At 31.9% G+C, this 13,048-nt stretch carries 15 protein-coding genes and 1 riboswitch; of the genes, 11 read left to right on the forward strand and 4 right to left on the reverse strand.

The window, feature by feature from the left end; genetic code table 11:
* Positions 1-5: 5 nt before the first annotated feature.
* The gene (rnz, locus tag NSR03_RS05045) at positions 6-926 is read left to right on the forward strand and encodes a ribonuclease Z (RefSeq protein WP_002507542.1); all 921 of its coding nucleotides are present in this window, start codon (positions 6-8) and stop codon (positions 924-926) included.
* Between the two features lie 283 nt (positions 927-1,209).
* Here rnz and proC read toward each other — a convergent pair whose 3' ends face one another.
* Positions 1,210-2,025: a pyrroline-5-carboxylate reductase gene (gene proC, locus NSR03_RS05050; RefSeq protein WP_002507543.1), complete on the reverse strand. Its 816-nt coding sequence runs from the start codon at positions 2,023-2,025 to the stop codon at positions 1,210-1,212.
* Positions 2,026-2,167: 142 nt separating this feature from the next.
* On the opposite strand from proC, the gene NSR03_RS05055 reads away from it, so the two are divergent.
* Positions 2,168-2,926 (forward strand): SDR family NAD(P)-dependent oxidoreductase, encoded by a 759-nt coding sequence (locus NSR03_RS05055; protein WP_021339226.1) that lies wholly within the window; start codon positions 2,168-2,170, stop codon positions 2,924-2,926.
* Positions 2,927-3,064: 138 nt separating this feature from the next.
* On the opposite strand, the gene NSR03_RS05060 is transcribed toward NSR03_RS05055, so the two are convergent.
* The gene (locus NSR03_RS05060) at positions 3,065-3,979 is read right to left on the reverse strand and encodes an aldo/keto reductase (protein WP_021339225.1); all 915 of its coding nucleotides are present in this window, start codon (positions 3,977-3,979) and stop codon (positions 3,065-3,067) included.
* Positions 3,980-4,198: 219 nt separating this feature from the next.
* Here NSR03_RS05060 and NSR03_RS05065 point away from each other — a divergent pair, with 219 nt between their 5' ends.
* From NSR03_RS05065 to xerD, 3 genes are all read left to right on the forward strand, one after another.
* Positions 4,199-4,741, forward strand: a complete 543-nt coding sequence (locus NSR03_RS05065) for an NUDIX hydrolase (RefSeq protein ID WP_021339224.1) — start codon at positions 4,199-4,201, stop codon at positions 4,739-4,741.
* A gap of 105 nt (positions 4,742-4,846) precedes the next feature.
* Entirely contained in the window at positions 4,847-5,293 is a 447-nt protein-coding gene (gene fur, locus NSR03_RS05070) for a ferric iron uptake transcriptional regulator (protein WP_002507547.1), read from the forward strand.
* 41 nt (positions 5,294-5,334) lie between these two features.
* Positions 5,335-6,222 carry a site-specific tyrosine recombinase XerD gene (gene xerD / locus NSR03_RS05075; protein ID WP_002507548.1) on the forward strand — a complete coding sequence of 296 codons (888 nt, stop codon included), beginning with the start codon at positions 5,335-5,337 and terminating at the stop codon, positions 6,220-6,222.
* Positions 6,223-6,315: 93 nt separating this feature from the next.
* Here the strand turns inward: xerD and NSR03_RS05080 are convergent, their stop codons facing one another.
* Complete coding sequence (locus NSR03_RS05080) at positions 6,316-6,822, reverse strand: DUF309 domain-containing protein (protein ID WP_021339223.1); 507 nt, start codon at positions 6,820-6,822, stop codon at positions 6,316-6,318.
* A 93-nt stretch (positions 6,823-6,915) separates the two neighbouring features.
* Between NSR03_RS05080 and NSR03_RS05085 the strand changes: the two genes are divergently transcribed.
* The 6 genes from NSR03_RS05085 to NSR03_RS05110 all read left to right on the forward strand — a co-directional run bounded on the left by NSR03_RS05085 (position 6,916) and on the right by NSR03_RS05110 (position 12,500).
* Positions 6,916-7,650 (forward strand): segregation and condensation protein A, encoded by a 735-nt coding sequence (locus NSR03_RS05085; protein ID WP_002507550.1) that lies wholly within the window; start codon positions 6,916-6,918, stop codon positions 7,648-7,650.
* Positions 7,640-8,182: an SMC-Scp complex subunit ScpB gene (gene scpB / locus NSR03_RS05090; RefSeq protein WP_031265982.1), complete on the forward strand. Its 543-nt coding sequence runs from the start codon at positions 7,640-7,642 to the stop codon at positions 8,180-8,182. Before NSR03_RS05085 ends, scpB begins: the two co-directional genes overlap by 11 nt.
* Positions 8,175-8,912 (forward strand): pseudouridine synthase, encoded by a 738-nt coding sequence (locus tag NSR03_RS05095; RefSeq protein WP_002507552.1) that lies wholly within the window; start codon positions 8,175-8,177, stop codon positions 8,910-8,912. Before scpB ends, NSR03_RS05095 begins: the two co-directional genes overlap by 8 nt.
* A 133-nt stretch (positions 8,913-9,045) precedes the next feature.
* Positions 9,046-9,771 (forward strand): response regulator, encoded by a 726-nt coding sequence (locus tag NSR03_RS05100; protein WP_021339222.1) that lies wholly within the window; start codon positions 9,046-9,048, stop codon positions 9,769-9,771.
* Positions 9,755-11,530: an ATP-binding protein gene (locus NSR03_RS05105; RefSeq protein WP_069813674.1), complete on the forward strand. Its 1,776-nt coding sequence runs from the start codon at positions 9,755-9,757 to the stop codon at positions 11,528-11,530. The genes NSR03_RS05100 and NSR03_RS05105 overlap by 17 nt, the downstream gene beginning before the upstream one ends.
* A gap of 223 nt (positions 11,531-11,753) precedes the next feature.
* Positions 11,754-11,889: riboswitch (FMN riboswitch) on the forward strand.
* 65 nt (positions 11,890-11,954) lie between these two features.
* Complete coding sequence (locus NSR03_RS05110; protein ID WP_002507555.1) at positions 11,955-12,500, forward strand: ECF transporter S component; 546 nt, start codon at positions 11,955-11,957, stop codon at positions 12,498-12,500.
* 281 nt (positions 12,501-12,781) lie between these two features.
* On the opposite strand, the gene NSR03_RS05115 is transcribed toward NSR03_RS05110, so the two are convergent.
* The gene (locus NSR03_RS05115; protein WP_002507556.1) at positions 12,782-13,030 is read right to left on the reverse strand and encodes a ferredoxin; all 249 of its coding nucleotides are present in this window, start codon (positions 13,028-13,030) and stop codon (positions 12,782-12,784) included.
* Positions 13,031-13,048: the final 18 nt, after the last annotated feature.

Genomic DNA, 13,048 nt, shown 5'->3' on the forward strand with positions numbered 1-13,048 from the left:
TATGCATGGAAATCACATTTTTTGGCACGAGTGCAGGTCTACCAACCAAAGAAAGAAACACCCAAGCAATTGCATTAAATTTAGAACCATACTCAAATAATGTTTGGTTATTTGATGTGGGTGAAGGGACTCAACATCAAATACTGCATCATTCAATCAAATTGGGTAAAGTTGATCATATTTTTATTACACATATGCACGGGGATCATATATTTGGTTTGCCCGGACTACTAACGAGTCGTTCATTTCAGGGTGGAGAAGGTAAGCCACTCACTGTAGTTGGACCAAAGGGTATTCAACAATTTATAGAGACGGCCTTACAACTATCTGAATCCAGATTAAATTATCCAATCACATACATAGAAATTGAAGAACAATTAAACTACCATCACAACGGTTTTAATGTGAACGCGCATCTATTAAATCATGGGATTACATCTTATGGCTACAGAATTGAAGCGCCTTATACCCCGGGGAAAATTGATGTTCAAGCCTTAAAGGATATTGGTTTGGAACCGGGACCTAAGTATCAAGATATTAAAATTAATGAAACTTTTGAACATAATGGATTAATTTATGATTCTAATCAATTTAAAGGCGATGCTGTTAAAGGTCCTGTTATCGCTATATTTGGCGACACGATGCCTTGTAAAAATGAGTTGTTAATTGCTCAAGATGCAACAGTAATGGTACATGAAAGTACTTATATAGAAGGAGATAAAATGTTAGCAAACAATTATCACCACAGTCATATTGACGATGTATTTGATTTAATTGATGAAGCTCAAGTTGAATATAGTTTAATTACACACATAAGTAATCGCTATACAAAAGAAGAAGTAGAAACGATCAGTCAGTCATTAAAATCACGAGACACAACACCACCATTCATGTTTGTTAACGATTTTGATTCATGGTCATTTTAATTACAGCTAATTTAAAATAGTAATATAGATATATAACGAAAGCGCAAGTTCTTAATTTAGGAACTTGCGCTTTCAAGATATCAACAGTGCCTTTAATATATATTGACATTATGTTACTCCATGCTTTGTGCACACTTTCCACGAGTTTAGTTGTAAAATAAAGTGATGAAATATTACGAAATTAAAATAACACTAATTCATATGCAACATACAATGAATTAGTGTTATTATTTTATATTTATAAATGAGTTAAAATAGCACTTGTATTTATACTTTAATTTAACTAATCGTCATCTTGACTTGATAATTCAATACTTCTATTAACAGCAGCGCGTAAACAATCTTCGAACACACCTTCAATATCATGTTCTGATAACGCATTTAAGCCTGCTTGGGTAGTACCACCTTTAGAAGTTATATTTTTTCTCAATTGTTCCATACTCAATTCAGATCGTTCAATCATTTTACTTGTCCCTATAATTAAATTACGGATAGATTCTTCGACTTGAGATTTCTCTAAACCTAGTTGCGTGCCCGCAGTAACATATTGTTCGAATACGTGATATAAAAAGGCTGGACCGCTTCCTGTAATCGCAGTAACTTGATGCAAGTTATCTTCAGAAACTTCTATTGCTGAACCAAATGCATTGATTAAATCATCAACTTCTTCTTTAGATTTTGGTCCAAAATTATTAGAAAAACTAATACCTGTTACAGAATGACCTACATGCGCATTTGTATTTGGCATAATACGAGCAATTGGATTATCAGCACCAATTTTTTCGCGAATATAGCTTATTGGTAAACCAGCCATAATAGAAATGAATTTATTATTTTCTGTTACATTAGGTCTAATACGCTCAGATAATACATCAAAATCATAAGGTTTTGTACCTAAAAATACATAATCAGCATCTTTTAATAATGCTTCATCATCATAACTATAATTCACACCTAATTTTTCTGCATAATCTTTAAGTGCAACTTCGTTAGAACGATTTGTTAAATAAATATTGTTAGAATCAATCACTTTTGAATTAACGATACCTGTAAAAATGGCATGAGCCATGTTACCAGCACCATAAAATACTAGTTTCATGTGAATATTTCACTTCCTCTTAGTTTTTATGTTTCTATACTAACATAGATTTATAATATAACTAATATTTATATTATATACATGACATACCATAGCCATTTCAATTATACTAACTGTACATTGACAAAGGGTAGGGATAATTATGATTGGCAAACATTATATTTTAACTGGAGGAACGAGTGGTTTAGGTAAAGCAATATTAAAAATACTATTAAAAAAAAGAGTGTTTGTGACAGTAATCGTACGTAATCCACAAAAATTAGATGATATTATTGCGCAATATGGTACAGAACATTTATCAATCATACAATGCGACTTACAATCACAAGCTCAAATTCTAAAGCTTAAGCATCATCTTCAAGACCAATCAATCGATGGTTTAATTTATTCATCTGGGTTAGGTTATTTTAAATCAATAGAACAACATAGTATTGATGAAATGTTAGAAACGTATACTTTAAATATAATGAACTTCAATATACTTATGACTGCAATACAACCATTTCTAAGCACTCATCCATCTATCGTTGGTATTGGCAGCCAGTCTGCTTTTTTAACACAAGCTTATGCTGCACATTACGGGGCAAGTAAAGCAGCTTTTAACCAAGTCTTGAATGCACTTCGCATTGAAAAGCCCAACTATCATGTCTTAACTGTAAATACTGGTCCCATTGCTACACCATTTCATGAAAAGGCAGATCCATCTTTAGCATTTGCACAAAAATATAAAAGTATCATGCTAGATTCAGATAAATTGGCTCAGCAAGTCGTAAAAGGGATGCTCACGAACAAAACAGAAATTAACGAACCTAAATGGATGCATTTTATGTTAAAACTGTATCAACTTGCACCACGCTTTATCGAAAAACATTTCACTATGTTGTTTAAAAATAAAGCTTAATTACTACTATTCTATTTATCTATTATGAACTTAAATGGCAATATAAAAAGAGTTAGCTGTACTTTAACGATAATAGATGAAGAACATGACATCTACTTTCACAAGCATCAAACTAACTCTTTTTAGTGTTGTGATTTATTATTTTAAATGTTGTGTATATTCCAAATTCTTAACACGATTACGTGCAGCTTTTAATTTTTCTAAACTTATTTCTTTTGATAATTCGTAATTCTTCACATTTTCATCTAATTGATCAACACTGCTAGCTCCCATAATAATAGATCCTAGAGCATCATGTGACGTAAGATAGTTAAATGTTAAACCAGTTAAATTATTTTCGATTTCTTTAATAGAAGCTATCGTTTCACCTAACTCTTGGTAAGTGTAATCAAATATACCTTCTGCAAATTTTGAATCTAACGCTTGATTACTATTAGTAGTTAACAATCCTTTGAAAATAGGACCACGCGCAAGTACTTTAACCTTTTTAGCATGCACATCATCTAATAATACTTCTGGTCTATTATCAATTAAGTTAAATTGAGACATTAAAGTTTCGATATCGCTGTGTTTTAAATAATAATCGATCACATTAGGTCGAATTGACGATATGCCATACGCACGCACAATACCTTCTTTTTTCAATTCATCAAATGCACTAATTGTTTCATCTAGTGGATCGTCGATTGTGCCACCATGTAATTGATATAAATCTAAGTGATCTAATCCTAATCTTTGTAATGAGTCCTTCACAGCATCTTTGATATAGTTTTTAGAAGGATCCCAAAATGTAGTACCATCATCAGCTAAATGATTACCCACTTTTGTGCCAATCACAATATCATCTCTATTTTGATATTTTTTCAAGGCTTTTCCAACAATATCTTCGTTTACACCTTTATCATAAATATCAGCCGTATCAAAATATGTGATGCCTTGTTCAATCGCACGTTCTATAATTGGTTCTGCTTTTTTATAATCAGTGCCTAAACTCATACAACCTAAACCTAATTCTGAGATTTCGATACCACTTTTTAAAATGTTTTTTTGCATGTCGTTTCTCCTTTCGATACACTTAATGATAGGGCATAGATGTAATAAAGTAAGTCGTTATGAATTACTTTATTACATTGCGCAAAAACTTTAGATAGAAATGAAATATTAGCACTTAGATTTCTATAAATATCGCTTTTATCGCTTTCGCTATCGCCTGAAACACTATCGTGTTAATCTTAACAATAACCTAATTCAAATAAAAGGAACGTGATTATAATGAATCTATTCGAGAAAACATTACATAAAGAGTCCATTTACAAAGGCGCAATTATTGATTTAGAAGTCCATGATATAGAATTACCCGATGGACAAACGTCAAAACGTGAATTGGTCTACCATAATGGGGCAGTTGCAGTATGTGCAATAAATCCAGATAATCAAGTTATTCTCGTCAGACAGTATCGCAAACCTGCTGAAAAAACATTATTAGAAATACCAGCTGGTAAATTAGAAATTAATGAAGAAAGAGAATCGGCTGCCAAAAGAGAATTAGAAGAAGAAACGGGCTATATTGCCGAAAATTTGGAATTGATTACTGAAATGTATGGTTCTCCTGGTTTCTCTAATGAAAAGATTTCTATTTATCTTGCCAAAGACCTTAAAATAGGTGAAATGAATTTAGATGATGATGAATTTATTGAAATCGAAACATATAATATTGAAGAAATAACAATCATGCTCCAAAACAAAGAAATCGAAGATGCTAAAACGATTATTGCTTTACAATATCTATTACTTAATTATAATCATTATAAATAACTCGCCTACAAACTTGCGTATTTTATCAATTATTGGTATTTTATATATATAAATCATTATGTAAATTGAAATGATTATAATTATTAGTAGGGGAGTGAGGCTTCCGTGGAAGAACGATTAAATCGCGTGAAGCAACAATTACAACAATCATCTTATAAATTAACTCCGCAGCGCGAAGCAACTTTAAGAGTTTTAATTGAAAATGAGAAAGATCATTTAAGCGCTGAAGACGTTTATTTAAAAGTTAAAGATAAAGCACCTGAAATAGGACTTGCGACTGTCTATCGGACGCTAGAATTATTAGCAGAATTAAAAGTTGTGGATAAAATTAATTTTGGTGATGGTGTTGCCCGTTTTGATTTACGTAAAGAAGGCGCTAAACATTTCCACCATCATCTTGTTTGTATGGAATGCGGTAAAGTAGAGGAAATCGAAGAAGATTTATTGCCTCAAGTGGAAGAAAAAGTAGAGCAAGATTTTAACTTTAGAATTTCAGACCATCGCTTAACATTCCATGGTGTATGCTCAGATTGTCAAGCTCTAGGCAAATAAGCTCAACATCATACACTATTTAATAAATAGAGGTGGTACCATTGGATACTATAATTGAGGAATATTTGAGATTTATCCAACTAGAAAAAGGGTTGAGTTCGAATACAATTGGCGCATATAGAAGAGATTTAAAAAAATATGCCACATTTTTAGAAGAACAAAAAATAGGACATATAGATTTTGTAGATAGACAATTAATTAACCAATGTCTTGGTTATTTACACGACGAGGGTGCTTCAGCAAAATCATTGGCACGTTTCATATCTACAGTACGAAGTTTTCATCAATTCGCATTACGAGAGAAATATGCTGCAAAAGATCCAACTGTATTAATTGAAACACCAAAATATGATAGGAAATTACCGGATGTCTTAGAAATAGATGAAGTACTTGCTTTGCTAGAGACTCCGAACTTATCAAAAATTAACGGTTATAGAGATCGTACAATGTTAGAATTATTATATGCTACAGGCATGCGCGTTTCTGAACTTATACACATAGAACTTGAAGATATCAATTTAATCATGGGCTTCGTCAAAGTATTTGGTAAAGGGAACAAAGAACGCATTATCCCATTAGGTGATGCAGTTATAGAATATTTAAATACATATTTAGATACAACGCGCCCTCAATTATTGAAGCGTACTGTGACAAATGTATTGTTTTTAAATATGCATGGTAAACCTTTATCAAGACAAGCTATTTGGAAAATGATTAAACAAAATGGTGTGAAAGCGAATATCAATAAAACGTTGACACCACATACATTAAGACATTCGTTTGCTACACATTTACTTGAAAATGGTGCTGATTTACGTGCTGTACAAGAAATGTTAGGTCATTCTGATATTTCGACAACACAACTTTACACACATGTTTCAAAATCACAAATCCGCAAAATGTATAATGAATTTCATCCACGTGCATAAACACAAACCAGTTTATTCGTTGAATAGCTAGCTTGTGTTTTTTTGTTTGCGCCATCATTTTAATAGGACTTGTTTTATTCATTTGACTTAAATTTATTCTTTGTTTGCATGGCGTATATCAAGTGCCTGTTGTCGCGCTTTGTCAACTTCTGAACGATCTCTTTCTAAATGATGATTTACAATATAACTATCTTCTATCACATGTGGCATTTTGACAAAATTAGGGTATTTTTTTAAAATATCCTGTTCCATTTCTTTGGTTATTGGTAATTGAATAGGCACAAATTGCTTAGCATTAGCCACAGACTGAATTAATTCTAAAATAATTTTTATATATTCATCTGTATAGATACCTAAATCAATGGATTGTTCACTTTGTTCTATAACACTTAATGCTTTTTTAAAAGAACGTAACGCGCCAACATTGTTATGTCTACGATAATGATAGCAACCGGTTGCTAACAAAATCAAACTTACAATCGCATCATCTTTACTGAATTGCGGATTCTCTTTCCAAGCTTCTTCTAAAATGTCGTGACACAAAAAATAATGTTGTTCCGTATGAAATTGATAATAAAAATCTTGCAATGCATTTTCCATAATTAAAACCGCTCCAAATTTAAATGTTTTCATTAAACATGCTATAATATTTTAGTGAAATACGCACATAACTTGCTATATGAGGTAGATACTATGTATGAAGTAAAACTAGATGCTTTTAATGGTCCCTTAGATTTATTATTGCATCTCATTCAAAAAATTGAAATTGATATTTATGATATTCCCATGAAAGAATTAACAGAACAATATATGCAATATATACATGCGATGAATCAATTAGAGATTAATGTCGCTAGTGAATATTTGGTTATGGCCTCTGAACTACTTATGATTAAAAGTAAAATGCTGTTGCCTCAAACAGAAGAATCCGACGAATTAGAAGAGGATCCACGTGAAGACCTAGTGGGACGATTAATTGAATATCAAAATTATAAAGAATATACTGAGATTCTAAACGAAAAAAAATCTGAGCGTGCTTTTTACTTTTCAAAGCATCCAACTGATTTAACACACCTAGAATCTAATGAAACTTGGGATTCAAATAACACAATTGATTTAACAGATTTAATCATCGCTTATCAAAAAGTTAAAAATCGCGTTGAATTCAATACACCAAAAACTGTAGATATCCGTAAAGAAACATTTACGATTCAACAAGCAACTTCTCAAGTTAATGCGCGTTTACAACAACATGATTCGTTTAATTTTTTTAGTTTGTTTAATTTTACAGAACCTGTTGAAATGGTAGTCACACATTTTCTAGCAATACTTGAAATGTCTAAATCAGGCATTGTAAATATAGAACAACTCAAAAATTTCGACGATATCAATATTATAAGAGGTGTAAACTATGGCATTGAACGATAAAGGTATACTAGAAGCATTACTTTATACAGCAGGTGACGAAGGTTTAGATGAAAAACAATTACTCGAAATTTTAGACATAGACCAAACACAATTGTCACAACTCGTTTCTGAATACATATCAGATGGCTTAGAAATTCAACATTTTGGTCAAACTTATGTACTTACAACAAAAAAGGATGCAGCAAATTATATTGAAAAATTAATAGAACAAAAATCAAAAATGAAATTATCTCAAGCAGCAATGGAATCATTGTCTATTATTGCCTACAATCAACCTTTATCACGAAGCGATATCGAGATGATTAGAGGTATAAATTCTGACGGTGCTGTTAAAACTTTAATCGCTCGAGGATTAATAGAAGCTAAAGACGAAGCGGATTCCAGAAGTCAACAACTCTATACTACAGAACTATTTTTAAACGTATTTGGCATTGAACATTTAGATGATTTACCAACAACTGATGAGGAAGATGAAGAAATAGAAGCTTTCTTCAGTAATTTAGTAAATCAAAAAGGAGAAAATAATGAATAAAGAGACAGAAAGATTACAAAAGCGTATTGCAAACAGTGGTCACACCTCACGTAGAAAAGCTGAAACATTAATCACAGAGGGCAAAGTGTTAGTTAATGGCTCAGTTGTAACAGAATTAGGTACGAAAGTTAAACCTTCTGATACGATTGAAGTTGAGGGTATTAAATTGGAACAACAAGATAAACTATATATTTTATTTTATAAACCAGCACAAGTTATCACTAGTGTATCTGATGATAGAGGTAGAAAAGTGGTTACAGATTACTTTAAACAAATTAAAACAAGAATTTATCCAGTGGGTCGTTTAGACTATGATACATCAGGTTTACTTTTATTAACTAACGACGGCGAATTCACTAATTTAATGACACATCCGAGTTATAAAATTAAGAAAAAATATGTCGTTAAATTGAAAGGCTATTTAATGCGTGAAGAAGTTAAAGCTTTAGAACATGGTGTTGAACTGGAAGATGGTCATACACAACCAGCTACTGTAAAAGTAAAAAACCAAGACAAAGATAAAAATTCAACACTTGTTGAAATTACAATTACAGAAGGACGCAATAGACAAGTCCGTCGCATGTTTGAACACTTTGGTCACGAAGTTACAAAATTACAACGTATTGAAGTTGGACCACTTAATCTTAAAGGGCTTAATGCAGGTGAGGGCAGAGTCTTAACACCTCATGAAGTAAAAGTGATGCGTCAACTTGCAGAACACGGTAAATAATAGTTATTACGTTTAGCTTGATTCAAACTATGAGAAAGGTTTCACAATCTTTTCCTTCGTAATCACTTTTCCTGCTAAACGTATGATATAATGTGATTAAATTGAAAGTTAGCAGTGTGGGAGGTACATACGTATGTCAAATGAAATACTTATCGTAGATGATGAAGATCGAATCAGAAGATTATTAAAATTATACCTTGAAAGAGAATCTTTTGAGATATATGAAGCAAGTGATGGTAATGAAGCATATAAAATGGCGATGGAACATGATTATTCATGTATTTTATTAGACCTCATGCTTCCAGAGATGGATGGTATCACTGTAGCCTCACGTCTCAGAGAACACAAAGAAACACCAATTATTATGTTGACTGCTAAAGGTGAGGAAACAAATAGGGTAGAAGGATTCGAATCTGGTGCAGACGATTATATCGTGAAACCATTTTCTCCTCGTGAAGTGGTATTACGTGTCAAAGCGTTGTTAAGACGTACACAAGTAGCGCATACAGAACAAAGTGAACCACATGCACGTGATTTAATTGAATTTGACCACCTTGTCATTGATAACGATGCACACAGAGTATTAGCAGATAATAACCAAGTTAATTTAACACCAAAAGAATACGAACTGTTAATATTTCTAGCTAAAACACCTAACAAAGTCTTTGATCGTGAACAACTTCTAAAAGAAGTATGGCATTATGAATTCTACGGTGACTTGCGTACTGTAGATACTCACGTTAAACGTTTAAGAGAAAAGTTAAATCGAGTATCTGATGCGGCAGCTCAAATGATTCAAACTGTTTGGGGCGTCGGTTATAAATTCGAGGTTAAGTCCAATGATGAATCGGCTAAATAATGTAGTGATAAAACTGTGGTTAACTATTATTTTAATAGTAACGACAGTTTTAATTTTACTAAGTGCTGCACTCATAACATTTATTCAGTCCTATTTTACGCAAGAAACTGAAGATTCATTACTCAAAGATGCACAGCGTATCAGTCAATTGGTGGAAAGCGCTGATGACAAAGCTACAGCTATTGAATACAGTCGTAAATTGATAGAAAATCCAGATGGACTTATTATTATGAATGATAAGCATATGGTGAGCCAACATAAAGATAAAATTAAAGACAAGATGTTTAAAGAAATTAAAAACAATAAAGATTATAACCAAGTGTTTGATAAAGGAAAACAAATTTCGGAACATGTTACTGTTAAAATCAATGGGCAACAGCGAACTTATGTGTTAATTGGTTATCCTGCTAAAAACTTGACTGAACAAGATAATAATCAAAATAATAACTACAGTGGCGTATTTATATATCAAGATTTAAAAACTGTTGAAGAAACCAATAACGTAATTACAGTTATTATTTTAATTATAGCTATTATCTTCTTAGCTATTACAACCGTTTTTGCCTTTTTCTTATCATCTCGTATAACAAAACCGTTACGAAATTTACGGACACAGGCCTTGAAAGTTTCTAAAGGAGATTATGCGCAAGTCGTACCTGTCAATACACGTGATGAAATTGGTGAATTATCTCGTACGTTTAATACGATGAGTTCAGAAATTCAACAACATATAGATGCCTTATCATCTTCTAAAAATATTCGTGATAGCCTAATCAATTCTATGATTGAAGGTGTATTAGGATACAATGATAAAAAAGAAATTATAATTTCTAATAAGATGGCTCAAAATACACTTCAAATACTGGATGAACATGAACTGAAAAAGCTTGATAAACAAAATGAACGTACTTTCAAAAACAAGCAAACACAATTTGAAGAATATGAAATAAACACACGTTATTTAGTAATAATAACGAGTTATATTGATCAAATTCAGCCAGATGGTCGTAGTGGTATTGTCGCTATTATTCGTGATATGACAAACGAACATAACATAGATCAAATGAAAAAAGATTTTATTGCTAATGTTTCACATGAATTACGTACGCCTATTTCATTATTACAAGGGTATACTGAGTCTATTGTGGATGGAATCGTCACAGAGCCTGATGAGATACATGAATCACTTTCTATTGTACTAGATGAAACTAAACGCTTAAATCGACTCGTAAATGAGCTACTCAGTGTTGCACGTATGGATGCTGAGGGTCTATCAGTAGAAAAATCTGTTCAGCCTATTGATACATTACTAAATAAAATGCAACAAAAATACCATAGTCATGCAGAAAGTTTAGGTTTAAGCATCAATTTAAATCCAAATACGCACGAACAGTTGTGGTATTATGATTTAGATCGAATTGAACAAGTATTAACTAATTTGATAGACAATGCAACAAGGTATACCGAAACAGGAGATGCCATCGCTATCAGTTATGGAGAGTCAGAAACAGAAAATATATTATATATTACTGACACGGGCTCTGGTATTGCGCCAGAACATCTACAACAAGTGTTCGAACGTTTTTATAAAGTTGATTCTTCACGTAAACGTGGTAAACAAGGTACAGGTCTAGGTTTATTTATATGTCGAATGATTGTAGATGAACATGGAGGCAGTATTGACGTTAAAAGTAAACTAGGTCAAGGAACAACCTTTATTATCAAATTACCAAAGTTAACTGATAATGAGATGTTATAGCACTTACTTGAGTGTTACTGTTTAAATTAAACAATAATATAAAGACCGACGAAATCATTATTGTTATTTCGTCGGTCTTTATTATCAATTATGCTTACAAACTTACTAAAGAGTGTATATTTCCTATAATTCAGTCGCTTTCACTCCTTTTTAACATATTTAGAGCAATAGTATTGTTTTTATCTGAGTAATAAGCTATGATATATTTATAAAAATTTAAGATATTCATCTTCGGGGTAGGGTGCAATTCCCAACCGGCAGTAATTAAAGCCTGCGACCCATTTATTTTCATTTAAATAAATGGCTGATCTAGTGAAAATCTAGAGCCGACAGTAAAGTCTGGATGGGAGAAGATGGAGGGTTGTTTGTTGTGCTATTAAATCCTCCTATTCGATAAAAGATGAATGGAAGGAGATAATTTAATATGCAACAACAAACAAAACGACTTATTACGATAAGTATGTTAAGTGCGGTTTCTTTTATATTGATGTTTATAAAATTTCCAATACCATTTTTACCGCCTTATTTAACTTTAGACTTTAGTGATGTACCCGCATTATTAGCTACATTCACACTCGGACCGCTCGCTGGTATTATTGTGGAATTTATAAAAAATTTATTGAACTTTTTATTCAATCTTGGAGATCCAGTTGGTCCAGTTGCTAACTTTTTAGCAGCATCCAGTTTTTTACTGACAGCTTATTATGTCACTAAAAACAAATATAACCTTAAATCACAAATTATAGGTTTTACTGTAGCAACTATTGTGATGACAATTATTTTAAGTATCTTAAATTACTTTGTGTTGTTACCTTTATATGGCATGATTATGAATTTATCTGATGTTGTTGAAAACGTTAAGATTGTTATTGTATCTGGCGTTATTCCATTCAACATTATTAAAGGCGCTATTATTTCTATAGTGTTCATTGTTTTATTTAAACGTTTAAAAAATGTATTACCAAAATAAATTTAAAAATATCTGGAGATTAATACTCAGATAAATAAAAACAGGGTGATTTCTATTGAAGTAATACAGAAATCACCCTGTTTTTATATTTTAAATTAACTATTAATAATTCAGAACCATCTTAGACATAAAAATTAGCATGTTCCACATAATGAGAACACGCTAACCTTAAACATAGCCATTAGTAATTATAGATAGTAATCACTGTTTTCAGGCAAATGCTTATTATATATAATTAAGTATAAACGGCAATACTTACTTTTATGGAACTAACCTTGCTTTTATTCAAACTTTAATGCATCTCCATCAAATGATTCTTCTTCAATTTTAATTGAATCAGTAGGACAACCATCTAACGCATCTTCCATATCCTCATATAATTCTTCCGGCACCTCTGCTGTACCTTTGTTGTCATCTAGTATCACATAGGCAATACCTTCATCATCATAGTCATATATATCAGGGGCAGCGGCACCACAAGCACCACATGCAATGCATGTATCCATATCAACAATTGTATATTTAGCCAATTTCTTCGCCTCCTTTGA

The sequence above is a fragment of the Staphylococcus sp. FSL W8-1207 genome (assembly GCF_038003745.1).
GTDB classification, from domain to species: Bacteria; Bacillota; Bacilli; order Staphylococcales; family Staphylococcaceae; genus Staphylococcus; species Staphylococcus equorum.

What these genes read in the sequence shown, in the direction of transcription:
- NSR03_RS05060 (WP_021339225.1), bottom strand. Translation starts at nt 3,979, where the DNA reads ATGCAAAAAAACATTTTAAAAAGTGGTATCGAAATCTCAGAATTAGGT.
- NSR03_RS05085 (WP_002507550.1), top strand. Translation starts at nt 6,916, where the DNA reads ATGTATGAAGTAAAACTAGATGCTTTTAATGGTCCCTTAGATTTATTA.
- NSR03_RS05105 (WP_069813674.1), top strand. Translation starts at nt 9,755, where the DNA reads ATGAATCGGCTAAATAATGTAGTGATAAAACTGTGGTTAACTATTATT.
- NSR03_RS05110 (WP_002507555.1), top strand. Translation starts at nt 11,955, where the DNA reads ATGCAACAACAAACAAAACGACTTATTACGATAAGTATGTTAAGTGCG.
- NSR03_RS05095 (WP_002507552.1), top strand. Translation starts at nt 8,175, where the DNA reads ATGAATAAAGAGACAGAAAGATTACAAAAGCGTATTGCAAACAGTGGT.
- NSR03_RS05080 (WP_021339223.1), bottom strand. Translation starts at nt 6,822, where the DNA reads ATGGAAAATGCATTGCAAGATTTTTATTATCAATTTCATACGGAACAA.
- proC (WP_002507543.1), bottom strand. Translation starts at nt 2,025, where the DNA reads ATGAAACTAGTATTTTATGGTGCTGGTAACATGGCTCATGCCATTTTT.
- NSR03_RS05100 (WP_021339222.1), top strand. Translation starts at nt 9,046, where the DNA reads ATGTCAAATGAAATACTTATCGTAGATGATGAAGATCGAATCAGAAGA.
- rnz (WP_002507542.1), top strand. Translation starts at nt 6, where the DNA reads ATGGAAATCACATTTTTTGGCACGAGTGCAGGTCTACCAACCAAAGAA.
- NSR03_RS05055 (WP_021339226.1), top strand. Translation starts at nt 2,168, where the DNA reads ATGATTGGCAAACATTATATTTTAACTGGAGGAACGAGTGGTTTAGGT.
- NSR03_RS05065 (WP_021339224.1), top strand. Translation starts at nt 4,199, where the DNA reads ATGAATCTATTCGAGAAAACATTACATAAAGAGTCCATTTACAAAGGC.